Genomic DNA, 25,798 nt, shown 5'->3' on the forward strand with positions numbered 1-25,798 from the left:
TGTCGTCGGCAGCGTCATTGGCATTAAGCCTTTTTCGCAGCTGCCATTTGCGCTTGTACTTCAGCAGCGAAGTCTTCAGCTTTCTTCTCAATACCTTCACCCACTTCAAAGCGAACAAAAGTAAGAACGTCAGCGCCTTTCTGCTTCAGTAAATCTGCAACAGTGATTGATGGATCTTTCACGAAAGCTTGACCAGTTAAGCTGATTTCGCCAGTGAATTTACGCATACGGCCTTCAACCATTTTCTCAGCGATGTCTTGTGGCTTGCCACTTTTCATTGCGATATCAAGTTGAATAGCACGCTCTTTCTCAACCACTTCAGCTGATACGTCTTCAGGCTTCACAAACTGTGGAGCGCTTGCTGCAACGTGCATTGCTAAATCTTTAGCTAGGTCAGAATCACCACCAGTGATTGCAACCAATACACCAATACGGCCGCCGTGAACGTAAGCTTCAACCAAGTCACCACCTTCAATAGTGATCACACGGCGAACGTTCATGTTCTCACCGATTTTCGCAACGAGTGCTTCGCGAACTTCTTCAACAGTGCCGTCACCGATGTTGGTCGCTTTCAGCGCTTCAACGTCAGTGTGCTTATTAGCGAATGCCGCATCGATAACTTTGCTACCAAATGCTAAGAAGCTTTCGTCACGTGCAACGAAGTCAGTTTCACAGTTCAATTCAACCAAAGTACCTACGTTACCTTCAGTCTTAGTCAGGATTACACCTTCAGCAGCTACGCGACCAGCTTTCTTAGCTGCTTTCGCTTGACCACTTTTACGCATGTTTTCGATCGCCGCGTCGATATCGCCGCCGGTCTCTTCCAATGCTTTTTTGCAATCCATCATGCCAGCGCCAGTGCGCTCGCGCAGTTCTTTAACCAGAGCTGCTGTAATAGCCATGTATTTGTCCTCTAATCAGATGACTTTATTCAGTTTCTTCAGCTTCAACGAAGTCGTCAGCTTTACCTTCAACAACAACGCCGCGCGCGTCGTTGATAGCTGCAGCTGCTGCGTTCAAGTACAGTTGTACTGCACGAATCGCATCGTCGTTACCAGGAATTACGTAATCAACGCCATCAGGGTTTGAGTTAGTATCAACAACCGAGATAACTGGGATACCCAGGTTATTCGCTTCTTTAATTGCAATGTGCTCGTGATCAGCATCAATTACAAACAATACATCTGGCAAGCCAGCCATATCTTTGATACCACCAAGGCTCTTCTCTAGCTTTTCCATTTCGCGGGTATTAACCAACGCTTCTTTCTTGGTCAGCTTTTCGAAAGTGCCGTCTTGGCTCATGGTTTCAAGTTCTTTTAAGCGCTTGATTGATTGACGGACAGTTTTCCAGTTCGTCAACATACCACCTAACCAACGGTGATTTACATAAAACTGCTTACAGTTAACTGCAGCTTCTTGTACTGAGTCTGCTGCTGCACGTTTAGTACCAACAAACAAAATTTTACCTTTGTTTGAAGCAACGTGTTGCAAGAAGTTCAACGCGTCGTTGAACATCGGCACAGTTTTCTCAAGGTTGATGATATGAATCTTGTTACGCGCGCCAAAAATGAATGGCTTCATTTTTGGGTTCCAGAAACGGGTTTGGTGACCGAAGTGTACACCAGCTTTCAGCATGTCACGCATAGACACGTTTGCCATGATAATTTTCCTTTTTAAGGGGTTATGCCTCCATACATCCCATAGTTCGACCCGTAACGTCATTGCGTATTTGGGCACCCCGAGCTATGTGTCGATGTATGTGTGTGTTTAAGTTAGTTTTCGTGCAATCAGAAATTGCGGGCGCTTTATACCATAAACCTTTACTGCAAATCAAGTTTTATGCGGCTATCACCATGCTTCACGATGCTCAGGTTTACTGGTAAACTATGCGCAATTTTATTGACTTAAGCAGGGACTTAACAAGCCTCATGAGTATTAGTATTAAAACGCCTGAAGAAATCGAAAAAATGCGTGCGGCCGGAAAGTTGGCGGCGGACGTATTAGAAATGATTGGTCCATACATCAAAGCTGGCGTTACCACCGCTGAGATTGACCAGATCTGTCACGATTATATTGTTTCTCACGGCGCTATCCCTGCTCCACTAAATTATCACGGCTTCCCGAAGTCGGTATGCACCTCATTAAATCATGTTGTTTGTCATGGCATTCCAAATGAAAAGCCATTGAAAGAAGGCGACATCATGAACTTGGATGTGACCGTTAAACTCAATGGTTACCACGGCGACACTTCGAAAATGTTTGTTGTTGGCAAACCGAGTATTTTGGCTGAGCGTCTGATTCGCGTCACTCAAGAGTCACTCTACATGGCTATCAAAATGGTCAAACCGGGTATGCGCACTGGTGACTTCGCGGCGGTTATTCAAAAGCATGCTGAACAGCACGGTTACTCGATTGTACGTGAATATTGTGGTCACGGCATTGGCGCCGTATTCCATGAAGAGCCACAGATTTTGCATTATGGCACCGCAGGTACCGGCGACCTATTACAGCCGGGCATGTGTTTTACTATCGAACCGATGGTTAACGCGGGCAAACGTCACACCAAACTCATGCGCGACGGTTGGACGGTACTCACCAAAGACCGCAGTTTGAGCGCTCAGTGGGAACACACACTGTTAGTCACCGAAGACGGTGTCGAAGTATTAACGTTGCGTAGCGATGAAGACTTGCCGCGCGTTATTCGCCACACGAGTTAAATCATGCTTAGCGCCCCACCCCGTTGGCCAAACCCGGTCACCTTAAGCACGGGGCGCGAATGCCTTGAAGCTTATCATCAATGGCAGGCCGATGCGTTTGTAACGGCCGACATCGAGTTTTTACTTGCTGATCGCAGTGCATTCATCGATACACTGCTACAACAGCTATGGCAGCAATTTGAATTAAATCAAAGCCAACTCAGTTTAATTGCGGTCGGCGGTTATGGCCGCGGCGCCTTGCATCCCCAGTCCGACATCGATTTATTATTTCTGCATGCTGAGCCGCTGTCATCGCGTGAAAAAGAACATATTCAACACATCATTCAGTTTCTCTGGGATCTGCGCCTCGATGTTGGGCATAGCGTGCGCACACCGAGCCAATGCATCGAGCAAGCTGCAGACGATGTCACTGTTGCCACCAGCTTATTGGAACAACGTTTACTCTGTGGAAACAAAGCGCTTGCCGACCAGTTTTTATGGCAAGTACAACGAGAGTTTCCATGGTCGAGTCGTGCTTACTATCAAGCGAAATACGCCGAGCAACAAGAGCGCCATCAACGCTACCATGGCACTGCGTATAATCTAGAGCCAAACGTTAAGAGCACACCAGGCGGCTTACGCGATATTCAAACCATTAGTTGGATTGCCAAGCGTCACTTTCATACGCAAAACGATGAAACCCTAGTCCAACACGGCTATATCACTGCCGAAGAGTTACTCGAGCTCAGAGAATATCAACAGTTATTGGGCCGGATTCGGTTTGCTCTACACCTTGAGGCAGCAAAAAAAGAAGACCGTTTACTGTTTGATTATCAACCGGGTGTTGCCGCTCGCCTCGGTTATGGCGAGCCCGGTAAGCATGCGGTTGAAGCCTTAATGAAGGACTACTTTAATGCCGTGGTCGGTGTCACTGAACTCAACGAAATGTTGCTGCAGTTTTTTGAGCAGAGCATCCTAAGTAGTAAACATATCGAGCCGTTGCATCTTAACGAGAATTTTGAAGCCTACGGGCCATTGATTGCGGCCCGTCACGTCAATGTATTTGACGATCCTCGTCATTTATTACAATGCATGCTGTTAGTTGCTGAGCACTCTCAATTAAAGCAGCTGCAGGCACAAACGCTCCGTTTATTGCGTAATGCGAGACGGCAACTACGCCAGCCATTAAATAATGATGCGGCGTGTCGGCAGTTGTTTATGCGACTATTACGCCATCCGAATGGTTGTGGCGATGCTTTCCGCCTCATGCATAAGCATCAAATATTGGCGAATTATTTGCCGCAGTGGCAGCAAATTGTTGGGCAAATGCAATTCGATTTATTTCATGCCTACACCGTCGATGAGCACACGTTCCGTTTGGTTCGAAACCTATACCGTTATACCGATAGCGACTACAACGAAGAGTTTCCGCTGTGCGCCGAAATCGTCAGCAGCATGGACAAACCTGAGCTGCTCTATCTTGCCGGAATTTTTCACGACATCGCCAAAGGGCGCGGCGGTGATCACTCTGAGCTTGGCGAAATTGACGCATTAAACTTTGCTCGCTTACACGAGTTGAAAGCTGAAGATGGCAAGTTGATCGCTTGGCTTGTGCGCAATCATTTAGTGATGTCTGTCACTGCGCAAAAACGTGATATCCATGATCCTGAAGTGGTTCGACAATTTGCTGAACAGGTCGGTAATCAACGATATCTTGATTATCTCTACTGTTTAACGGTGGCTGATATTCGCGCCACCAACAGTAGTTTGTGGAACAACTGGAAAGCGACATTACTTGAGAATCTCTATCAATCCACCAAGCAGTTTCTAGCCCAAAGTAAACCGTCGGCAGCTGGCGAAATGCGCCAACGGATTCATCAGCACCAAGCGCATGCAATGGGCTTGCTACTGAGCCTTGGGTTTGCCGCACAAGCAGTGAACGAATTGTGGAGCCGGTTTACAGCCGACTATTTTTTACGCCATCAACCTGAGCAGATTGCTTGGCACTCACAATATATTTTGCAAGTTCACTCGGATGAGCAATTACCACTGATTTTAGTCGGTGACGAAAATAATCAAGGTACTACCGAGCTATTTGTTTATCACCTAGAGCATGAAAACTTATTCGCTGCGGTGGCCGCGGTACTGGATAGCCAAGCACTGAGCATTCACGATGCACAAATTTTGGCGACACGCGATGGTTATGTCATGGATACCTTTGTGGTGTTGCAAGACGATGGCGAGCCTCTGACGGATATTCGTCGTATCGAATCATTGAAACAGCAACTGCACGATGTATTACGTCAACGCCAATCTGCACCAAATGCTCAACGACGACTACCGCGGCGTTTGCGTAGCTTTAATGTGGCAACCAAAATTGAGTTTGTCAGCGAACGCAATCCGCGTCGCACAGCGTTTGAATTAACGGCACTGGATCGACCCGGGTTAGTGGCACGAGTGGCAAAAGTCCTCCAAGCATTGGATTTAAATATACTTACCGCTAAAATCACCACGGTTGGCGAGCAGGCGGAGGACTTATTTATTATCACCACCCGCCGCAATGAAGCCTTAGATAACGAACAAAAGCAGCAATTGCGCAAGCAAATCATTGCTGCACTCGACCATTAAAACGTCTCATTTGACGTACGATTAAGTAGTAATAGGATATTTCATGAGCACATTACAAGCACGTATTGAAGCCGCATTTGAGCAACGCGCGGATATTTCACCCAGCCGAGTTCCGGCCGAACTACAACGTGATTTGACTGACGTGATTCAAAAAATTGATCAAGGAGAATACCGTGTCGCCGAAAAAGTTGACGGCAAGTGGGTTGTCAACGAATGGCTGAAAAAGGCCGTGCTACTGTCGTTTCGCACGCAAGATAACCACGTCATGAACGGCGGTGAAACGCGCTTCTTTGACAAAGTTGATAGTAAGTTTATTGGCTATGACGATGCTCGTTTCCGTGCCGAGGGAATGCGTGTGGTGCCACCAGCAATGGTACGAAAAGGTGCATTTATCGGTCGCAACGTCGTCCTTATGCCATCGTATGTGAATATTGGCGCTTATGTTGATGAAGGCACCATGGTTGATACGTGGGCTACGGTCGGTTCATGCGCTCAGATTGGTAAAAATGTACATTTGTCAGGCGGCGTGGGGATTGGTGGCGTCTTAGAGCCATTGCAAGCTGCCCCAACAATCATTGAAGACAACTGTTTTATTGGCGCACGCTCAGAAATCGTTGAGGGCGTAATCGTCGAAGAAGGCGCGGTGATTTCTATGGGGGTTTATATTGGCCAAAGCACCCGTATTTATGATCGTGAAACCGGTGAAATTCACTATGGCCGTGTGCCTGCAGGTGCCGTTGTTGTGCCAGGCACCCTGCCTGCAAAAGACGGTACTCACAGCCTCTATGCCGCCATCATTGTGAAAAAAGTTGATGCGAAAACACGTGCAAAAGTTGGCATCAATGAGTTATTACGTGCCGCCGACTAATCTTCGTTAGCAAACGGTAATAACAAATCCTGCGGTAACGGCAGTTCGATTCGAACTGCCGTTTTCGTATACGGATGTTCAAATGCGAGTGTCGTTGCCGCAAGCATCAAGCGGTGTAAGTTGAAGTGCTCTCTAAAAAACCGGTTATGGCGCCCGTCACCATGATGACTGTCACCAATAATTGGATGGCGTAAATGCGCCATATGGCGCCGCAGTTGATGCTTGCGGCCAGTGCGCGGCTTCAGTTCCATTAACGAGTAACGCGATGTTGCATGCCGTTTGCCAACCGCAAACGGTAACTCAATTTGTTTCAAGCAACGATACTCAGTTACGGCAGTTTGAGCTTCTTTGTTCGGATCGGCCTGAGCATCCGTAATTTTGTCGAGTTCTTCTTTTAGTGGGTAGTCCAAAACACCGTCTTGCAAATACCCACGCACCACAGCATGGTAGATTTTCTCAACCTGACGACTTGCAAATAATTCAGTGGTTAAACGGGCCGTATCGGCATCTTTTGCGAACAATAAAATACCGGACGTTGGACGATCAAGACGGTGCACGGGATACACCCGCTGACCGATTTGATCGCGCACCTTTTGCAGCGCAAATTCAGTCGCTTCGCGCGCTATCCAACTGCGGTGAACGAGCAACCCACTAGGTTTATCAATCGCCACGAAATAATCGTCATGAAAGACGATGGGCAATTCGTTGGTCGCACTAGACATCTTCGGCTAGTGGGTCTGCCCCACTGAGTAAGATATCGAATTCACGTAAACTTGAGATAAGCCCTTCATGATGCTCGAGCTCTTCACGATACACATGCGTTGCCATTGGACTTACCGCGATATTCTGCGGTAACGGATGTTCACCATCGAGCATCGCCCACATTCGTGGCAACATTATAAATTGCAGCCATTGATGAAAATCTAAGGTATCCATTGCAAACGGTTCCGTACTTTCAAGCGCTTGCGCTGACGGATAATGGGTTTGCCATAAGCCCAAACAATTTAGTTCTGCTTCAATTCGTTCCAGTAAACGCGCTGCGCGTTGTCGTTGGTCCATGACTACCTCCACGACTTATTTTAGTTATAATGGGCGACATCTTTAAGCAAAATGATAAATGTTGCAAGTTTCATGACCATGACAAACCTGGCTGAGTTACTCAGCGAAAGCCATAGTGATTACCTCGTTTACGATTTAGGCCGCCGTGTTCAGCCACTTGAATCACAAGTATTTGATGCCATTTGTGCGCAACAGCGCCCTTATCCGTATCCGCTACAAGACCATGCGTGGTTTGCTGTCGTGTTTTGGCCCAAACTGCAAGCTGAGCAGCCCGAGCCATTCTTATGGTTCCTTAAAATGCCGCTCGACGAGCGCGGTTTATTAAACCATGCCGCACAACAGGAATTCATGGCCCACGTGATTGCACTGCTTGGTCAGCAAATTACTGGCGCGCTAAGCGATGAACAAGAGCAACAATTGCAGCAATCGGCTTATTTGTTCACCCCATCAGAAGCGAAACGCGCTGCCCTTCATGCTCAGCTCACCACGACTTGGCAGCGTCCGCCCTCGCGTTATTTTAGCGCTGCGCTTACTGAGTTCCAAACGCCAACGCCTGATGGTTGGCAGCATCTTGGTCTGCAAGGTATTCATGATGTCGCGATGCGTTTGGCTGAGCATCCGGAGGTGGTTAAGGCGATAACAGAAAACTTTGCCACCTACCCTGAGCCATTACAGAATGCGTTAGCCGAAGCATTAGAACATACTCAGCCGCCCGTTCAATTACGCGATAAATTGTTACCTCTTTTAAACGCTGAGCAGATGCAGTTACGAATGAATGCACTGCGCGCCCTCGCAGGCTTTGCTAACACCGCCGAAATGCAACAAGCACTCGGCCAACGCATTCCTCTCGCAACGGCCGATGAACTGGTTATTATAACCGCGCGGCTATGGCCAGCCTTGATTGGTGCTTCACCTGAAGGTGCAAGTAGTGGTTCAAGTTTAATGGAAAGCTATCTCCTGCGCTTAGCCGAGCTCAATAATGCTGCCCTGTTTGCTGGCATTGTGCGTGACCTTTTACGATTACCAGAAACTCGTATATTTGCTTTAGGTCTAGTTCAACGCAATGACTTACCGACGCCTTTATATCAGGCATGGCAACAGTTTATTGGAGCAAAATCATGATACTAGGCGATGCTATTCTGCTTATCGTCGTTGGCTTTATTGTGCTTCTTTTCTGGCAGGGGCGACGCCAAGCTGAACAGGCTCGACGCCATGTTGAACACTACTGTAAACAACATCAATTACAGTTTTTGGATATTGCGTGGCAACGAGGGCGTCCAGCGAAATGGGCACGCCATATTGGTTGGCTGAGTACGTATGAGTTTGGTTTTAGTAGCGATGGCGAAAGCCGTTACGTCGGCCAAGCGAAATTGCTTAATTTGCGTTTGGTCGACGTGCAAGTGCCACCACACCGAGTGCCGAGTGCATAATCAATTAGTTCGGAGCCTTGGGACCCGTTTTCACGCCAATTAGGCGCAACAAGAACTGCCCATACATGACCCAGTCACCCAACAATGAGTATGCCGGATACTTAAATGTCGCCGGCTTATTATGTTCGAAACCGAAATGCCCAAACCATGCAAAACCATAGCCGACAACCGGTATAGCGAATAACCAAAGCCACTGCTGAGTAAAAATAGCGTAGGCTAACACTGCCAACACGAGTGTGCTGCCAATATAATGCATAGCACGACAGCGCGGATCAGAATGCTCAGCTAGGTAATAGGGATAAAACTCTGCGAAACTATTAAACTGCACGATTCACCTCATTCGCTTGAGCCCGTGATTGAAACAACAATTTGCCATGCACATCGCCAACGTCAAGTTCTTGAACGAGTTCATAGCCATTTTGCTCGAATAGTTTCAGGTGCTGCGGTTGTGTCACATAAACCGCCAAACCTCGCGATTGTGGTTCTTCATCAAGTGCCGCTTGAGCTGCACGAACTAACAAATCACCCCAACCTTGTTGTTGATAACGCGGGCTTACTGCAATAAACGCCAACATATGGTAATCGTCACCACCAACAGCTTCTTGAATTAAACGCTCTTTCTCAAGCAACTGCATCGTACTCACGTAACCTGCTGTTAACAGCATTTTTAAGCGCCAATGCCAATATTTGCCGGGACCAAAGCTCTTACCCGGCTGGGTCAAACAAACCACGCCGATGAGCGAGTCACCGTCAAACACGCCCAGCATCGGCTGCTGAGCTTCCCAAAACGCCATTAACTCTTCGCGTATAGCCGCACGCAAACGCTTTTCGTAGTCCGGCTTTTCCGCTTGGAAAATGGCCATCAATAACGCGTCGTCATGATAGGCTTGATAAAGCAATGAGGCCGCCATTTTTAAATCTTCAGCGACTAAGTAAGTTAACTGACCTTCACGCAATTGAGCTGGATTTATTGTTGTCATTATGTGCCCTTTCGTTCGTACTCGGTTTGGTGAGCGTTACTACACCGTTACAACCTCAACGCTCGGATACGTCACTTCTACAACGTGCTTATGCTCAAATTACTTGATCTCAATCAATTTGGCTACACCCTATTAGGCTTCTTATTACGCTGCGTTAGTGACAACTCGTGGTTGAACAATCGTCATAAGCTCGGCGAGCGACGGTGCCAAAATTTCGTGCTGCGGTTGACCGACAAACTCAAGTCCAACTTGGCCGGTCTCATTATCCACCGTAATCAACAAGTCATCGGACTCTTCAGCTAATCCAATAAATAATGTCATGGGTTGACGCAAGCGGCGTTTCATCAGTACATGACCCGCTAGATTAGCTTGTAAGCGTTCGCCGTCTTCATGACAGTGGTTTTGTAATAAAACCAGTGGATGATTATCGTATGACACATTGAGATCTGCAGCATACCAACGTCCGTAGAACGTGGCGATATCCGGATGAAATGGTTGTTCAAGTGCATTTGCAAGGTCTTGAAATTGCAGCGGCTGTTGTTGACGTACGGGTTGCCATACAACGTCTTCGCCCTGCGCTTCCGTTGCCGTTGTTTGGCGTTGATATATCGGCGCCTGCCAATCGTCATGTGCTTCGGTTAAAAGTGGTACATTAGCAGCTGCATAGGCAGCAGTATAACGTTGAATAAAGTCATCAAATACGGTATCAAGCGACATGAAACAGCCCTATGGTTTTTGCTGGTAACTCATTGACAGCGGCGCTACAATGACCGACTGCATTAAAAATGGTAGTGTAACAGGTAATTAAAATCGATGAAGCATGAGCTTGCCCATTTAAACTTGGGTCAACCCACACAATATCCCACGCATTATGACGCCTCGCTGTTGCAGGCGGTTCCACGCCAACTCAACCGGACGCCAATCGGCCTCGCCGAAGGAGCCGAAATACCCTTTCATGGTGACGATATTTGGCATGGTTATGAGCTATCTTGGTTAAACGCGCAAGGCCTTCCGCAGGTTGCGATTGCGGAATTTCGAGTGCCCTGCACGAGTAAAAATTTAATTGAATCGAAGTCGTTTAAACTGTATCTCAATAGCTTTAACGAAAGCCGCTGGGCGCACTGGCAGGACGTACAAGAACAGCTCGCACTTGATCTCTCACATTGTGCTGGGGCACCGGTATCTGTGCGCCTAAACACGGTACAACAGGCGCAACGTATGCCATTCGGTGAATTACCTGGGCACTGCATTGACGAGCAAAATATTGCAATTGAATGTTATGACTACAACCCTGAGCTTTTGCAGTTAAGCTCAACCAAGATCGTGTCTGAAACACTTCACAGTCACTTGTTGAAATCAAACTGCCTTATAACCAATCAACCGGACTGGGGGTCAGTTCTCATTCGCTACCACGGTCCGGCAATTGACCATGCAGCCCTGCTTCGCTATATCGTCTCATTTCGACATCATAATGAGTTTCACGAGCAATGCGTAGAACGGCTCTATATGGATATAAAAACGCGACTCAAACCAACACAGTTAACTGTTTATGCGCGTTATACGCGCCGCGGTGGCTTGGATATAAATCCTTTTCGTTCAGATTTCGAGCCAACACCACAGTCTGTGCGGTTAAGTCGCCAATAATAATGAACAAGGAAACACTATGAGATTCAAGATATCTCCACGTGGCAGCATGAGTTTGCTGTCGCAATTAGAAATTAACCGCTTACAACAAAGCAGTGACGAGCAATTGTATCGTCTGTTTCGTAACTGCTGCTTAGCAGTTTTAAACGCGGGCAGTAATACTGATAGCAGTGAAGAGATTTTCGAAAAATATAAAGATTTTGATGTGAACGTCATTAAATGTGAGCGCGGCGTGCAACTCGAATTAGTGAACCCACCGGCGGAAGCGTTTGTTGATGGTAAGCTGATTGCTGGTATGCAAGAGCTCGTTGAAGCGGTGCTTCGTGATATTCTATTCACGGGCGAACGTTATAATGCACAAACGCTCGATTCAGCCGACACGCATACCCTCACTCACGTTGTTTTCGACATCTTACGCAACGCCCAAGTCGTCCAACCGAACCTCGACCCGAACGTCATTGTTTGTTGGGGCGGTCACTCAATCAACGAAGTTGAGTATAAGTACACGAAAGAAGTGGGTTATCAACTCGGTTTACGTAGCCTCAATATCTGCACCGGTTGTGGACCCGGCGCAATGAAAGGACCAATGAAAGGTGCCACGATTGGCCACGCTAAACAACGGATTGTCGACGGTCGTTACTTAGGCTTCACTGAGCCTGGAATTATTGCTGCAGAGCCACCGAACCCTATCGTGAACGAATTGGTTATCCTGCCGGATATCGAAAAGCGTCTTGAAGCGTTTGTTCGCTGTGCACACGGTATTGTGATATTCCCAGGTGGTGCTGGTACTGCCGAGGAATTGCTATATATTTTGGGTATTTTGATGCATCCAAATAATCAGCGTCAGGTATTACCTATCATTTTAACTGGTCCCGAAAGCAGCCGCGGTTACTTTGAGGCAATTGACGATTTCATTGCTGAAACGCTCGGTCACGAAGCACGTAAACTGTATCAAATCATCATTGCTGATCCTGCCACTGTGGCGAAGACGATGACCCAAGGCGCGCAAGCGGTGAAAGAATATCGCCGTGATACCGGTGATTCTTATTGCTTCAACTGGACCTTACATATTGACGAAGCATTCCAGCGTCCATTTGTGCCCAATCATGATAATGTGCGTAATTTAAACCTGCATCGCGACCAAGAACCTCAAGCTCTTGCGGCTGACCTACGTCGTGCATTTTCCGCAATTGTTGCGGGCAACGTGAAAGACGATGGCATTCGTGCCATTCGTAAGCACGGTGTGTTTGAAATTCATGGTGAGCGCGACATGATGAAGAAGTTGGACGTATTGTTGCGGGCATTCGTCGAACAAAGCCGGATGAAATTGCCAGGATCGGTGTATCATCCATGTTATCGTGTCATTACTGATTAGAATTGCTAGGGAGGCGCAGTCAATGTCGAAAATGCTGAAGGTCGTATTAATCGGCTTTGCTATTTATGCGGCAGCCGCTGCGCTGGTCCTGCACTTTTATCAAGCCGATCCAGAGAATATGAGTTGGCAGGAACGTGAAACGTTCAATTTAAAGCAAATTGGACGATTAAATTTGGGCACGCCACGCGACGACGTAATTCGTTTACTTGGCTCACCAGATATCAGCGAAGCTAAGGCCACTGATAGTGGTGAAGTCCTCATTTTGTTTTATCGTACCCACCACGTAAAGTCTGATGGTATAACAACTCGTGATGAGTGTACGCCACTGCTATTCAAAGACAACGCACTGATCGCTTGGGGTGCTGATGCTTATAGTGAGTATCAATCGTTTTAATGACGCTTAACACCATTCGTTAGGTCAAAATCTGCTATAGTTCGCGCCAATTTCGTACACACATTTTGACGACCCTAGAAGTAAGAAGGTACCCGCAATGAGCACCACAATTACCGTAATCCCAGGTGATGGAATTGGTCCAGACATCATCGATGCAACACTAAAGATTCTTGATAAAGCAGGCTGTGATTTCAACTATGAATTTGCTGATGCCGGTTTAGCTGCGTTGGAAAAAACTGGCGAGCTATTACCCCAAGCAACGCTTGATGCCATTGCGCGTAACAAAGCGACTTTAAAAGGCCCACTGACGACACCAGTCGGTGAAGGCTTTACCTCTATCAACGTGAGTCTGCGTAAACAGTTTAACCTTTACGCCAATGTGCGCCCGGTTAAATCATTTAAAGGTACCAAAGCACGCTACGAAGATATCGACATTATTACCGTGCGCGAAAATACTGAAGGCATGTACTCAGGCCTCGGCCAAGTGGTGTCTGAAGACGGCTCTGAAGCACAAGCGATGAGTAAAATTACCCGCGCGGGTGCTGAGCGCATTGTGCGTTTTGCCTATGAGCTCGCACGCCGTGAAGGTCGCAAAAAAGTAACTGCGGTTCATAAAGCCAATATTTTGAAGTCTACTTCAGGTTTATTCCTGAAAGTAGCGCGCGAAATTGCTGCGGAATACCCAGATATTCAATCGGATGAGATGATTGTTGATGCGGTATGTATGAAGCTGGTGATGAACCCAGAACAGTTTGACGTGATTGTTACCACCAACCTGTTCGGTGATATTTTATCTGATTTATGTGCCGGTTTAGTTGGCGGTCTAGGTATGGCTCCGGGGGCTAACATTGGTGATAACTCTGCTATCTTTGAGGCCGTTCATGGTTCAGCACCGGATATCGCGGGTCAAAACCTAGCGAATCCAACCTCAGTTATTTTAGCTGCTATCCAAATGTTGGAATACCTTGGCATGCAAGATCAGGCGAAACGTATTCTTGCAGCGGTTACCGATGTGATTGCCACAGGCGATCGCACAACCCGCGATTTAGGCGGCAACGGCGGTACTACTGACTTCACTCAAGCAGTGATTGACCGACTGTAATAATTATTGTCGTTGGTTATGAAAAGCCCGATTCCAGTTGGTCTCGGGCTTTTTTGTGATTAACGCAAATGATTTAAAACCTACAACCAGCGAATATGAACGGTGATTTCTTCACGATCGTGATACAGCTGCTTGGCTTGTAACTCAAACCGACCACGCCCCTGCTCTACCAACGTTTGTTTAATATGTTCAAGATACTCAGCAACCGCCGCATAACGTCGTTTCATCGGTAGTTTTAAGTTAAAAATAGCTTCTTTACAGTCGCCGTCAATTAACCAACTTGTCATGAGTTCACCAACGCGCGCTGGCTTTTCCACCATGTCGCACACCAACCAAGTGACATTCTTCTTTTTCGGGCGGTATTTAAAACCGTCCTCACGAACATGTTTCACTTGGCCTGTCTCCATCAAACTTTCTGCCATGGGGCCATTATCAACCGCTTGTACCATCATCCCGCGGCGCACTAACTGATACGTCCAACCGCCCGGCGCAGCCCCCAAATCTACCGCATTCATGCCTGACGTAATCCGTTCTTCACGCTCATGCTCAGGCACAAACACCTGAAAAGCTTCGTCTAGCTTCAATGTCGAACGGCTTGGTGCGTCACTTGGGAAGCGTAGGCGTGGAATACCCATAAGCCATGGCGATTGGTTAAACGAATAAGAAAAACCAATATAGACTTCTTGGTTACTTAAAAAGAATGCATGTAAAGTTGGACGGCGATCGCTCTCTTTTGCCGTCAGCCATTCAATTTTACGCAAGCCCTGACGCAGTGGCACAGTGAACTTACGGCAAAACTTGGACAGCTCTTTGCCATCGTTGGTATCCGGTGTTTCTACCCGAATATCGCCACACGGTTTAACGCCTGCAAAAGCCTCTTGCACGTCTTCATCTAACAATGCGACCTGCACCGCACTCACCCTATCTTCTTGAGGTAAGTCTGTCACATGCGCCAAAATAACGATGAATTGCCGGGTAAAAATAAGTTCACTTAATATCAGCTTCTTAGCTAAGTGTTCGGCCTCTTCAGACTGGCAGCGATAGACCACAAACCCCTGCTGTGGTTTGGTTTGGCAATAGCCGTAAATGCCCAGAGCTGCGGTTTTGTCCTGCAACTCGGCGGCACAATCGTTTTCAAATCCAGGCCGGCAATAGGCCACAATTCCAGTCATTCATAACCCCTTGGTGAAAACGTTTTTCGTTGTTCGATAGCTTCGCTGTTCGTCCGCTACGCTCTTCGTAGATTGATTTCACGAACGGCGCGAAGCGCGCACGAACAGTGAACGAAGTGAACGGACGACTAACGAATAACGCTCTTAATTAATTTCGTTACTTCGTTTACTGCTGCTTGCCATAATTGCTCGCGCGCATAGCCGCTGCGCTTAGTCGGCTCAAGACTGTGATCACCACCCTCAATCCATTTTACGGCAACATTAGCAGGCAAATCATAACGGCGCACTTGTTCAGGTTTGCCAAAATTATCACGCGTACCTTGAATAATCAGATTCTGTACGCAGCAATTATTTAAGTCATCTAGCCTGAGTTTTTCAGGTTTACCAATCGGATGAAATGGAAAACCTAGGGCAATAGCGGCTTTCGCATCCAGCTCATTGGCAAGTCGAAACGCCACACGGGATCCCATCGACTTACCCATTAAAAACAATGACTTACCATCGTCAAACTGGCTTGCTACGGTGCGCATACAATGCTCGAGTTCAGGCATGCGATTAGGTGGTCGACGTACGCCAGAATCCATGAACTTTTGCCAATACGGAAAGTTAAAGCGCACGACTTCAATATCATTTAATGCCAGCGCTAGTGCGAAATACTGCATGAAATCACTTTGCAAGCCTGCACCAGCGCCATGAGCAAAAATAATCCGAGCCTTACCTTCGGCGTTGTCACGATGAATCGCAACCCGCTGACTATCACTCATAACTGTCCTCTTCTTCTTCGACTACTTGAAGTAGCCAATTTCGGAAGGTGGCGATTTTACCGACTTCTGACTGAGAGTCACGACAAACCAGATAAAAAGACTTTTGCCGCGGTAATGCTTCAGGAAAAATTTGAATCAAATGACCCGCGTCAATCTCTGGCTTTACCAACACGTTGTTGGCTAATGCAATGCCTTGCCCATGCACAGCAGCCTTCAGCGCAAGATTAGAGTGACTAAAAATAGGACCGTTATCACCTTTATCTTTATCGATTCCGACTAATTTGAACCAATCTTTCCAGGCGTTGCGGGTTTCATCATGCAATAGCGTGTGATTCAGTAAATCACGCGGTTCACGTAGCGGCTTCGTGCCGTTTAATAACAACGGCGAACAGACTGGTATCAGATATTCATTATGAAGTTTATACGCTTTTAAGCCCGGCCACTTGCCGGCACCGTAGTATATGGCCACGTCAACATCATCGGTCAATGAGCCATCTACCTCATCGACGGCGCGAATACGCACATCAATATCCGGATAAGCTTCGCGAAATCGACTTAAGCGGGGTACAAACCATAAAATAGCAAAGCTAGGGGGTAGTGAGATGGTCAAAGAACCACGTTGGCTCGCAAACCGAACTTTTTCGGTGGCTTGCACAATGTGGTCAAAAATTTCTTTGAGTTCGAGGTAGTAGGTTTGGCCCTCTGGAGTAAGCAATAACGACCGATTGCGGCGCAAAAATAATTGTACCCCCAAAAAATCCTCAAGTGCTTTCACTTGGTGACTTACCGCAGCTTGGGTGACAAACAACTCATCAGCTGCCCGAGTAAAACTCAGTTGTCGGGCAGCTACTTCAAACGCTTTTAAGGCATTTAATGGGGGTAATTTACGCATCAGTACTCGTTATAGTCGAACGCCACCATCTATTTCTATCACACGTCCACTAAAGAAGTCATTCTCAATAATATAACGCGCACTGTGGGCAATCTCATCAGGCTGTCCCCAGCGGCGTAATGGCACCATGCTCAACGCACGCTCAATTGCCTCAGGCTTCATTTGCGCAGTCATTGGTGTTTCAATAAATCCTGGCGCAATCGCACCACAACGGATACCAAAACGGCCCAGTTCACGTGCCCAAGTTACTGTCATAGCAACCACACCAGCTTTTGTCGCTGCGTAGTTGGTTTGACCAATGTTACCTGCACGCGCCACGCTTGAAATATTTATAATCACGCCGCCATTACCAGCTTTTGCCATATGCGCAGACGCTTCGCGACCACACAAGAAGCTACCGGTTAAGTTGACGTCTAAAACCGACTGAAACTGTTGCAGCGGCATTTTATGAGTAATTTCGCCATCTTTGCATTTAATCAGCATACCATCGCGCAAAATGCCGGCATTGTTGATGAGTACGTTAACCGCACCAAAATCAGCAACGATATCATTAAATACTTGCTCAACAGCCGCTTCGTCAGTCACATTGACCACGTAACCTTTCACTTTTGGGGCGCCTTTCGCGGTACAAATACCTTCCGCTTCAGTCAACGTATCGGCATTCATATCAATCAGTGCCAATTGCGCACCTTCTGCTGCAAAATGTTCGGCCATAGCGCGGCCTAACCCTTGCGCGCCACCAGTAATTACAATGGTACTTTCAGCAATTTTCATAATTTATCCGTTATTTTTGATTCGCTTTAACGAAATTAAAGATACTGGAAAAGTCTTCGCGACCGTGTCCTAACTGTGACCAGCTACGATACAAGTTATGCGTTAGGCCACCCATTGGGGTCGCCGCACCGCTTGCCAACGCTGCTTGTTGCGCCAAACCAAGATCTTTGCTCATTAGGTCAACCAAAAAGCCACCTTGGTAGTCGTTGCTAGAAGGCACATTATCCATCACACCAGGGCACGGATTATATACATCTAAAGTCCAGTTACTACCGGAACTTTTCGACATGATCTCCGACAGCACTTTGGGATCAAGACCGTGCGCAATACCTAATTGCAATGCTTCCGACGTACCGACCATCAGCACCGATAACAACATATTGTTACAGATTTTCGCCACCTGACCAGCACCAGTATCACCAGCACGGAAAATATTCTTACCCATGTGCTGCAGCACGTCGCGTGCGCGCTCAACCGCTGCTGGCTCGCCGCCACAAATAAACGTAAGCGTACCGGCCTTAGCGCCACCCACACCGCCGGAAACTGGCGCATCGATAAACGCAATGCCTTCTGCGGCTAGAGCTTGTCCTACCTGACGTGCGGTTGTTGCACTTATGGTACTACAATCAATCACGAGCGTGCTTTTTGGCAGATCGTGAATCAAACCGTTATCGCCTAAATAAACACCCACAACGTGCTTATCCGCCGGCAACATTGTTATCACAAAATCAACGTTTTTCGCGGCATCATGTGCCGATGCGGCGACACTGCAACCCGCTTCTTTCGCTGCTTGCAACGCTGCTTCAGCTAAATCAAAAACTTTAACTTGATGACCGCCTTTGACCAAATTAGCGGCCATCGGTCCGCCCATATTGCCGAGCCCAATAAATCCAACATTAGCCATAATTAAAATCCAATTCGATATTTGATAGTGGATATTAGATATTAGAAACCCCTGTGCTACGGGCTAATATCTAATATCTAATAGCTAAAAGCGTTTTTGCTCTTATTTACCTAAGTTTGCAAGTGGGTGCTCATCGGCTGCCCACGGCGACGTAAAGAAACCATCCACCTCTTGCGCAGAAACATCCGCAACCGAGGCATGCTGCCATTTCGGTTGTTTATCCTTGTCAATTAACAGAGCACGAATACCCTCGGCGAAATCACCACGCATCGCACACTGAACTGACAAGGTTAATTCCAGACGGAAACAATCAACCAAACTTAAATCAGCGCCGTGCTGTAACTGATTCCATACGATATGTGCGGTCATCGGACAGCCTGCGGCAAGCGTCTGACGCGCCCGTGCTAACCACTTGTCGTCAGTGCTGTCATTCACAATGGCTGCAACCACGGTTTCGATATCGGCGCCTTGTGTAAGCTTTTTAATCAACTGTTGATGCGCTTCAACCTGTCCCGCCGGGCGCTGACTGCTGTCACGTAAACCAATACCGTTAAGAACATCGGTAACTTTTTGGTGATTAAGCGCCGCGGTATCGCCCCATTTCACTTCTTTTAAGCCCTGCAACACATCATCTTTGCTTGAACTCGCCACAAAATGATCGGCGAGCTTTAAATAGAGCGCGTCGGTGGCATTCATGTGCGCCCCAGTTAGCCCTAAAAACAAACCGCAGCCTTCTGGCATTTGATTCAAAAAGTGAGTTGCACCAACATCTGGGTATAAACCAATGGTGACTTCCGGCATCGCTAATAACGAGCGTTCAGTCACAATACGATGGCTCGCACCGTTCATCAGGCCCATGCCGCCGCCCATAACAATGCCATGCCCCCACAACACAATCGGTTTGGGGAAAGTATGTATGGCGTAATCAAGACGATATTCTTGGCTAAAAAAGTCAGCCACTTCATCAACAAGCACACCTGGTTTGGCTTGCATCGCTTTATACATAGCCACGATATCACCGCCAGCACAGAACGCCTTATCACCAGCACCTTGCATAAATACACAAGCAATGGCATCGTCTTCTGCCCACTTTTGTAATTGTGGTTGCAGCAGTTGAATCATTGGTAGACTTAGCGCATTCAATGATTTTTCAGAATTCAGAGTGATGATGCCAATACGTTTATCATTGCTGGCATCAAGTTCTTCGAATAAGACCACTGGATCCATGATGACCTCCTTTTAAAACAGAAAAGCCACCCTTAAAGGATGGCTCGGTCCATATCGGCGAGTAAGCGACGGGCAATAATCACGCGCATAATCTCGTTAGTACCCTCAAGAATTTGATGCACCCGCACGTCGCGCACATGGCGCTCCAACGGATATTCTTTGATATAGCCATAACCGCCATGAATTTGCAGTGCTTCGTTACAAACTTGGAAGCCAACATCGGTCGCGAATCGCTTCGCCATTGCGCAGTATGTGGTTTTGTCAGAATCATTACTGTCCACTTTAAATGCCGCCAAACGCACCATTTGACGCGCAGCAACCAATTCGGTGGCCATATCGGCTAATTTAAATTGTAACGCTTGGAAATGACCTAGCTCCTTGCCGAATTGCGTGCGTTCATGCATATAGTTACGCGCTGTATCCAAGGCCGCCTGGGCAGTGCCCACAGAGCAAACAGCGATGTTAATACGGCCGCCGTCTAAGCCCATCATGGCAAACTTGAAACCTTCACCTTCTTCACCCAACAAATTGCCCGCTGGAATGCGCACATCTTCAAACGTGACGAGGCGAGTCGGTTGTGCGTTCCAACCCATTTTCGCCTCTTTTTTACCGTAACTAATACCGGCAGCATCAGCTGGTACCACAAATGCAGAGATGCCTTTTGGACCCGCTTCACCGGTGCGTGCCATAACCACTAGCACATCGGTGCTACCTGCACCTGAGATGAACATTTTTGAGCCGTTCAATACATATTCATCGCCATCTTTTTTGGCGGTTGTACGCAAGCTTGCGGCGTCAGAACCAGCACCTGGCTCAGTTAAGCAATACGAACCTAACTTTTCACCAGTAACCAACTCCGGAACCCACTGTTCAATCACGTCAGGTTTGGCAAATGAGCCAATCATCCAAGTGACCATATTGTGAATGGTCATCATCGCGGTGGTTGCCGTACAACCCATGGATAACTGTTCGAAAATCAACGCCGCATCCAAACGGCTCATACCAAAACCGCCGGCGTCTTCCGGGGTGTACATACCCATGAAGCCCATTTCGCCAGCTTTACGGAACACCTCAATCGGGAAGTGTGATTCTTCATCCCACTGCGCCGCAAAAGGCGCCAGCTCTTTTTCAGCAAAAGCTTTTGCCGTATCGACAAAAGCTTGTTGGTCGTCAGTTAAATTAAAGTTCATGACAACGTCCTATTACTTCAAATGAATCGTCATATTCGGACCATTGGCGTCAGCGATATCGCTTTCGAACCAACGGGCAGTGATGGTTTTAGTTTCGCTGTAGAAACGCACAGCTTGCTTACCGTAAGCATGCAAGTCGCCAAAGAACGAACCTTTCCAACCGGTGAATGAGAAGAATGGTAATGGCACCGGAATTGGAATGTTGATACCCACTTGGCCAACTTCGACGTTATGTTGATATTTACGCGCAGCCGCACCACTCGCCGTAAAGATCGACGTTCCGTTACCGTATGGGTTAGCGTTTACCATCGCCAAAGCGTCGTCGAGTGTTTCAACTTCAGTGGCACAAAGTACCGGACCGAAAATCTCATTTTTGTAGATTTCCATATCGGTGGTTACTTTGCTAAACATGGTCGGGCCAACCCAGTTGCCATTCGGGAAGCCTTCAACTTGGCAGTTGCGGCCATCAACCAACAACTCAGCACCTTCTTTTTGACCTTGTGTAATAAAGTTCTCAACACGCTGTTTCGCTTGTGGGCTAATCAACGGACCGTACGCCGCGTCTTTATCGTTCCAGCCGCCCGGCTTCACTTTTGCAAGTTCAGCGGCAACTTCAGGAATCCACTCACGTGCTGCGCCCACAAATACTGCGACAGAAATCGCCATACAACGCTGACCTGCTGCACCAACAGAGGCTCCAACCAAGTTGCTAATAACCTGTGACTTGTTTGCATCAGGCATAATCACGCAGTGGTTTTTGGCACCAGCAAACGCTTGTACGCGCTTCATGTTCTCGGTACCACGACGATAGATATACTGACCAACGGCCACGGATCCAACAAAAGAAATCGCTCGAACTGCAGGCTCGTCTAATAAGAAATCAACCTGCTCTTTACCACCGTGAATCACTTGCAATACGCCTTTTGGCGCGCCAGCTTGCTCAAATAATTCAACCAAACGGGTTGGCGTTAACGGATCTTGCTCTGATGGCTTCAAAATAAAAGTGTTACCGCAAGCAATGGCCAGTGGGAACATCCACAATGGAATCATGGCTGGGAAGTTAAATGGGGTAATCCCTGCACACACACCCAATGGTTGGGTGTAGCTGTAGCTATCAATACCACGCGCAACGTTTTCAACGGTTTCACCCATCAACAACGATGGAATGTTCGCCGCATGTTCGACGACTTCGATACCACGCCAAACATCGCCTTTCGCATCATCAAAGGTTTTACCGGTTTCACTCGCAAGAATTTCAGCAATTTCATCGTGATGCTCTTTGAGCAATGCTTGGTAACGCATCATCACGCGTGCACGCTCAGAAACTGGTACTTCTTTCCACGTCAAAAACGCTTTCTTGGCGCTCTCAACCGCTTTTTTCATCTCGTCTTGAGTTGCACAAGGTGCTTGCGCAATCACTTCCTGCGTGGCCGGGTTGGTCACGTCAATCCAGTTGCTGGTATTCGACTGGACGAATTCGCCGTCGATAAATAAAGGAACTTTCTTGCTCATCTGTATTACCTCTTTATTGAATTCTTCAACTGCGATATCAGCTATTGGATATTAGATATTAGTAAAAACACAAATGCCCGAAACATCAGTGCTAATATCCAATATCCAATAGCTGTTATCGTTTTTGCATTTATCCATTGTCGTTGTTTTCGAGGCCCTTTAACATCGACTATTTTGCCCCTATAATGGACAAAATTGCGATCTCGGAGCCTTCCATGAGTCAACCATCATCGTGGCCACTTCCGCCCGGAAGCTCACGGGTAGTTTTGCCACTACAATTGACCAGACAATTGTCCCGTCATCCATTGACAAAACATTTATATCCGCTTGCATACGGGCATTATGTCGATGCTCAAGGACACCAAGTTGAACGCCAACAACATACCGATTACTTACTCATATTCTGTCATCGTGGTAGCGGTTGGTATCGCACTGAGAGCGTCAGCGGCATACTGAGTGCTGGACAATTATTGCTATTACCTGCTGGCGAAGCTCACGCTTATGCCGCGCATTCAGATCATCCATGGAGTATTTATTGGGCGCATTTTCAAGGTTCTGCCGCTAGTGCCTGTCTCGAATTTCTTGAGTTGTCACAACAGCAGCCAGTGTTAACTCTCGCCCGTTGGCGTCAGTTGATTCCGGTGGTTACCGACTTGCTAAACCTGCAAACACAACGTCATCAATTTGCGGCAGCTGTCGTTGCCGCAAGCTTGTTACAGCGCATTATTGCTGAATTACCGCGCTTAACGGCAACCATGCAAGCGCCGCAAGGCTTTGACTTACCCGCCCTAGAGCGATTCATGTACGACAACTCGCATCGCGACTTAAGCCTAGACGATTTTGCTGATTTTGCTGGTCTATCGCGCTTTCATTTCAGCAAAAAGTTTAAACAATTCACTGGCACCAGCCCGATGCGTTACTTTAATCAAATTCGAGTTAAAATAGCCTGTCAGTTGCTCGACGCATCAACCGACTCAATTCGCCAAATCAGCCAACAACTTGGCTTTGATGACCCGTATTATTTTTCGCGTCTGTTCAAAAAAACGATGGGGATTTCCCCTCAACACTATCGCGAAAGCTCTGCGACCAAGAGCATTCAATAAACCAGGAGAACGCTATGTGGATTTTATGGGCAGTAACCGCACTTTGGGCTGCAAGCTTTTCGCTCATCGGAGAGTTTCTTGCCGGCCACGTCGACGGTTATATCGCCGTATTTATCCGCATGGTTCTTGCCTTAGCCCTATTTTTGCCGCTATGGCGTCCTGCTCGCCTGGCATTTAAACAACAATGGCAACTCGCAATCATTGGTGCCATTCAAATCGGCGTCATGTATCTGTTTCTCTATCACGCCTTTCTTTATTTGTCGGTACCCGAGGTACTGCTATTTACCATTTTCACCCCGCTTTACGTGACGCTAATTGACGACGTTATCTTTCAACGCCGCCACTTACCAGCGCGCTGGTGGATGGCAGCTCTCGTCGCTGTTATTGGAGCCGCCGTAATACGGTTTGAAACCCTCAGCGACTCTTTTGTGATCGGCTTTTTACTCATCCAAGCAGCCAATATTTGTTTTGCTGCGGGACAAGTGTTCTATAAGCGACTTGAGCTCGGTGATACCCGTAACCAAATGCATGCGTTTGCGTTATTTTTTATTGGTGCTACCGCCGCTTCAGGCATTGCGATGGCACTCTTTGCCGACTTCTCGAAAGTTCCGACCAGCCCATTAGAATGGGGTATTTTACTCTGGCTTGGTCTTGGAGCCTCTGGGCTTGGTTACCTTGCTTGGAACCTTGGTGCGAAACGCGTTAACGTCGCACAGCTCGCCACCATGAACAATATGCTGATTCCCGCAGGACTTCTAATCAACTATGCCTTTTGGGGTCAAGCCGTGGACTGGCCACGGCTTGCCGCCGGCGGTGTGATCTTAATTAGCTCAGTATGGCTCGCATCACGAAAGCCGACTTAGATCATTTCAACAGCAACAGCAACCGCTTCGCCGCCACCAATGCACAGTGAGGTGACGCCGCGCTTCTTGCCACGTTGTTTCAATGCGTGCAACAAGGTGACAAGCAAACGTGCACCGCTGGCACCAATTGGATGACCAAGTGCACAAGCACCACCATGAACGTTAACTTTGTCATGGTCGATATCCATCTGTTGCATGGCCAGCATCGTCACCATCGCAAACGCTTCGTTGATTTCCCACAAATCAACGTCATCTTTGTTCCATTGCACTTTGTCGAGTAACTTGTTCATGGCACCAATTGGAGCAACGGTGAATTCAGCTGGAGCTTGTGAATGTGTTGCATGACCAACCACCCGCGCCAAAGGTTTTAAACCACGTGCTTTGGCGTCGCTTTCGCGCATCAACACTAACGCGGCTGCGCCATCTGAAATCGAGCTTGAGTTGGCGGCAGTAATGGTGCCATCTTTCGCAAACGCTGGGCGCAAACCAGGAATTTTCTCTGGCATTGCTTTACCCGGTTGCTCATCGATTTCAACGGTCACATCACCCTTACGAGTGCTGTAGGTCACTGGCGTAATTTCATCTTTAAACAAACCATCTTTAATCGCGGTTTGAGCGCGGTTCAACGAAGCTAACGCAAAGTTATCCATCGCTTCACGACCAAGACCATATTCATCTGCCGTGCTCTGTGCATAACAACCCATCGCTTTGCCTTCGTACGCGTCTTCAAGACCGTCCAGCATCATATGGTCATAAATCGCATCGTGCCCCATCCGGAAGCCAGCACGCGCTTTCTTCAGCAAATATGGCGCATTCGACATACTCTCCATACCACCAGCCACAACAACGTCTGCAGAACCCACGTGAATCAAGTCATGCGCAAACATCACCGCTTTCAAACCAGAACCACACACCTTGTTGATGGTCGTCGCACCAGCACTACGCGGTAACCCGGCATATAATGTTGCCTGACGCGCCGGCGCTTGTCCCAATCCGGCTGGCAACACATTACCCATAATCACTTCTTGCACATCGCTACCTTGCAAACCACTCTCGGCAAGCGCGGCTTTAATGGCGATAGCACCTAAATTAGGCGCGCTCACGTCGGTTAAACTGCCTTGAAAACCACCCATTGGGGTGCGTTTGGCGGCAACAATGACTACTGCATCAGACATAAAAACTCCCATGAAGATCAACTTCGATATTAGCTACTAGATATTG

General features: G+C 47.6%; 27 protein-coding genes. 11 read left to right on the forward strand and 16 right to left on the reverse strand.

Features of this window, described 5'->3' with window-relative positions; all coding sequences use genetic code 11:
* Positions 1-23: 23 nt before the first annotated feature.
* The gene (gene tsf / locus BM292_RS03360) at positions 24-902 is read right to left on the reverse strand and encodes a translation elongation factor Ts (protein ID WP_092855276.1); all 879 of its coding nucleotides are present in this window, start codon (positions 900-902) and stop codon (positions 24-26) included.
* Positions 903-927: 25 nt separating this feature from the next.
* The gene (rpsB, locus tag BM292_RS03365; RefSeq protein ID WP_092855279.1) at positions 928-1,659 is read right to left on the reverse strand and encodes a 30S ribosomal protein S2; all 732 of its coding nucleotides are present in this window, start codon (positions 1,657-1,659) and stop codon (positions 928-930) included.
* A 269-nt stretch (positions 1,660-1,928) separates the two neighbouring features.
* On the opposite strand from rpsB, the gene map reads away from it, so the two are divergent.
* The 3 genes from map to dapD are packed head-to-tail and all read left to right on the forward strand — an operon-like array spanning position 1,929 to position 6,192.
* Positions 1,929-2,717, forward strand: a complete 789-nt coding sequence (map, locus tag BM292_RS03370; protein WP_092855282.1) for a type I methionyl aminopeptidase — start codon at positions 1,929-1,931, stop codon at positions 2,715-2,717.
* Between the two features lie 3 nt (positions 2,718-2,720).
* Positions 2,721-5,324: a [protein-PII] uridylyltransferase gene (gene glnD / locus BM292_RS03375; protein WP_092855284.1), complete on the forward strand. Its 2,604-nt coding sequence runs from the start codon at positions 2,721-2,723 to the stop codon at positions 5,322-5,324.
* Positions 5,325-5,367: 43 nt separating this feature from the next.
* On the forward strand, positions 5,368-6,192 hold the full coding sequence (gene dapD / locus BM292_RS03380) for a 2,3,4,5-tetrahydropyridine-2,6-dicarboxylate N-succinyltransferase (RefSeq protein ID WP_092855286.1): 825 nt from the start codon (positions 5,368-5,370) through the stop codon (positions 6,190-6,192).
* On the opposite strand, the gene truC is transcribed toward dapD, so the two are convergent.
* A complete protein-coding gene (gene truC, locus BM292_RS03385) occupies positions 6,189-6,914 on the reverse strand; it encodes a tRNA pseudouridine(65) synthase TruC (RefSeq protein WP_092855288.1) in 726 nt (241 codons plus the stop codon). The genes dapD and truC overlap by 4 nt on opposite strands.
* The gene (locus BM292_RS03390) at positions 6,907-7,251 is read right to left on the reverse strand and encodes a YqcC family protein (protein ID WP_092855290.1); all 345 of its coding nucleotides are present in this window, start codon (positions 7,249-7,251) and stop codon (positions 6,907-6,909) included. The genes truC and BM292_RS03390 overlap by 8 nt, the downstream gene beginning before the upstream one ends.
* A gap of 72 nt (positions 7,252-7,323) precedes the next feature.
* On the opposite strand from BM292_RS03390, the gene BM292_RS03395 reads away from it, so the two are divergent.
* Both BM292_RS03395 and BM292_RS03400 read left to right on the forward strand, forming a co-directional pair.
* The gene (locus tag BM292_RS03395; protein WP_177203779.1) at positions 7,324-8,373 is read left to right on the forward strand and encodes a DUF3549 family protein; all 1,050 of its coding nucleotides are present in this window, start codon (positions 7,324-7,326) and stop codon (positions 8,371-8,373) included.
* Entirely contained in the window at positions 8,370-8,681 is a 312-nt protein-coding gene (locus BM292_RS03400; RefSeq protein WP_165383877.1) for a DUF3301 domain-containing protein, read from the forward strand. Before BM292_RS03395 ends, BM292_RS03400 begins: the two co-directional genes overlap by 4 nt.
* Positions 8,682-8,685: 4 nt before the next feature.
* Here the strand turns inward: BM292_RS03400 and BM292_RS03405 are convergent, their stop codons facing one another.
* The 3 genes from BM292_RS03405 to syd all read right to left on the reverse strand — a co-directional run bounded on the left by BM292_RS03405 (position 8,686) and on the right by syd (position 10,378).
* Positions 8,686-9,012 (reverse strand): Mpo1-like protein, encoded by a 327-nt coding sequence (locus BM292_RS03405; RefSeq protein WP_092855296.1) that lies wholly within the window; start codon positions 9,010-9,012, stop codon positions 8,686-8,688.
* The gene (locus tag BM292_RS03410) at positions 8,999-9,661 is read right to left on the reverse strand and encodes a GNAT family N-acetyltransferase (protein ID WP_092855298.1); all 663 of its coding nucleotides are present in this window, start codon (positions 9,659-9,661) and stop codon (positions 8,999-9,001) included. Before BM292_RS03410 ends, BM292_RS03405 begins: the two co-directional genes overlap by 14 nt.
* Positions 9,662-9,805: 144 nt before the next feature.
* A complete protein-coding gene (syd, locus tag BM292_RS03415) occupies positions 9,806-10,378 on the reverse strand; it encodes a SecY-interacting protein (protein ID WP_092855300.1) in 573 nt (190 codons plus the stop codon).
* Positions 10,379-10,474: 96 nt separating this feature from the next.
* Here syd and queF point away from each other — a divergent pair, with 96 nt between their 5' ends.
* The 4 genes from queF to BM292_RS03435 all read left to right on the forward strand — a co-directional run bounded on the left by queF (position 10,475) and on the right by BM292_RS03435 (position 14,176).
* Complete coding sequence (gene queF, locus BM292_RS03420; protein WP_092855302.1) at positions 10,475-11,305, forward strand: NADPH-dependent 7-cyano-7-deazaguanine reductase QueF; 831 nt, start codon at positions 10,475-10,477, stop codon at positions 11,303-11,305.
* Positions 11,306-11,324: 19 nt separating this feature from the next.
* Complete coding sequence (gene ppnN, locus BM292_RS03425; RefSeq protein ID WP_092855304.1) at positions 11,325-12,680, forward strand: nucleotide 5'-monophosphate nucleosidase PpnN; 1,356 nt, start codon at positions 11,325-11,327, stop codon at positions 12,678-12,680.
* 22 nt (positions 12,681-12,702) lie between these two features.
* Entirely contained in the window at positions 12,703-13,074 is a 372-nt protein-coding gene (locus BM292_RS03430) for a DUF3192 domain-containing protein (protein WP_092855306.1), read from the forward strand.
* Positions 13,075-13,171: 97 nt separating this feature from the next.
* A complete protein-coding gene (locus BM292_RS03435; RefSeq protein ID WP_092855308.1) occupies positions 13,172-14,176 on the forward strand; it encodes an isocitrate dehydrogenase in 1,005 nt (334 codons plus the stop codon).
* An 80-nt stretch (positions 14,177-14,256) separates the two neighbouring features.
* On the opposite strand, the gene rlmM is transcribed toward BM292_RS03435, so the two are convergent.
* The 8 genes from rlmM to BM292_RS03475 all read right to left on the reverse strand — a co-directional run bounded on the left by rlmM (position 14,257) and on the right by BM292_RS03475 (position 22,611).
* On the reverse strand, positions 14,257-15,348 hold the full coding sequence (gene rlmM / locus BM292_RS03440; RefSeq protein WP_092855310.1) for a 23S rRNA (cytidine(2498)-2'-O)-methyltransferase RlmM: 1,092 nt from the start codon (positions 15,346-15,348) through the stop codon (positions 14,257-14,259).
* A gap of 128 nt (positions 15,349-15,476) precedes the next feature.
* Positions 15,477-16,112, reverse strand: a complete 636-nt coding sequence (locus BM292_RS03445) for an alpha/beta family hydrolase (protein WP_092855312.1) — start codon at positions 16,110-16,112, stop codon at positions 15,477-15,479.
* Positions 16,105-17,007, reverse strand: coding sequence for a transcriptional regulator GcvA (locus tag BM292_RS03450; protein WP_165383903.1), 903 nt, complete (start codon positions 17,005-17,007; stop codon positions 16,105-16,107). Before BM292_RS03450 ends, BM292_RS03445 begins: the two co-directional genes overlap by 8 nt.
* Before the next feature lie 6 nt (positions 17,008-17,013).
* Entirely contained in the window at positions 17,014-17,778 is a 765-nt protein-coding gene (locus BM292_RS03455; RefSeq protein WP_092855316.1) for an SDR family oxidoreductase, read from the reverse strand.
* A gap of 10 nt (positions 17,779-17,788) precedes the next feature.
* Complete coding sequence (mmsB, locus tag BM292_RS03460) at positions 17,789-18,682, reverse strand: 3-hydroxyisobutyrate dehydrogenase (protein ID WP_092855318.1); 894 nt, start codon at positions 18,680-18,682, stop codon at positions 17,789-17,791.
* Positions 18,683-18,784: 102 nt separating this feature from the next.
* Positions 18,785-19,909, reverse strand: coding sequence for an enoyl-CoA hydratase/isomerase family protein (locus BM292_RS03465; RefSeq protein ID WP_092855320.1), 1,125 nt, complete (start codon positions 19,907-19,909; stop codon positions 18,785-18,787).
* A 32-nt stretch (positions 19,910-19,941) separates the two neighbouring features.
* Complete coding sequence (locus tag BM292_RS03470; protein ID WP_092855322.1) at positions 19,942-21,099, reverse strand: acyl-CoA dehydrogenase family protein; 1,158 nt, start codon at positions 21,097-21,099, stop codon at positions 19,942-19,944.
* A gap of 12 nt (positions 21,100-21,111) precedes the next feature.
* Complete coding sequence (locus BM292_RS03475; protein ID WP_092855324.1) at positions 21,112-22,611, reverse strand: CoA-acylating methylmalonate-semialdehyde dehydrogenase; 1,500 nt, start codon at positions 22,609-22,611, stop codon at positions 21,112-21,114.
* A gap of 215 nt (positions 22,612-22,826) precedes the next feature.
* Between BM292_RS03475 and BM292_RS03480 the strand changes: the two genes are divergently transcribed.
* A complete protein-coding gene (locus BM292_RS03480; protein ID WP_092855326.1) occupies positions 22,827-23,714 on the forward strand; it encodes a helix-turn-helix transcriptional regulator in 888 nt (295 codons plus the stop codon).
* Positions 23,715-23,728: 14 nt separating this feature from the next.
* Positions 23,729-24,577, forward strand: coding sequence for an EamA family transporter (locus BM292_RS03485; RefSeq protein WP_092855327.1), 849 nt, complete (start codon positions 23,729-23,731; stop codon positions 24,575-24,577).
* Here the strand turns inward: BM292_RS03485 and BM292_RS03490 are convergent.
* Positions 24,574-25,752 carry an acetyl-CoA C-acyltransferase gene (locus BM292_RS03490; protein WP_177203780.1) on the reverse strand — a complete coding sequence of 393 codons (1,179 nt, stop codon included), beginning with the start codon at positions 25,750-25,752 and terminating at the stop codon, positions 24,574-24,576. The two genes, BM292_RS03485 and BM292_RS03490, sit on opposite strands and share 4 nt — an antisense overlap.
* Positions 25,753-25,798 lie beyond the last annotated feature (46 nt).

The sequence above is a fragment of the Pseudidiomarina tainanensis genome (assembly GCF_900115255.1).
Taxonomy (GTDB): domain Bacteria; phylum Pseudomonadota; class Gammaproteobacteria; order Enterobacterales; family Alteromonadaceae; genus Pseudidiomarina; species Pseudidiomarina tainanensis.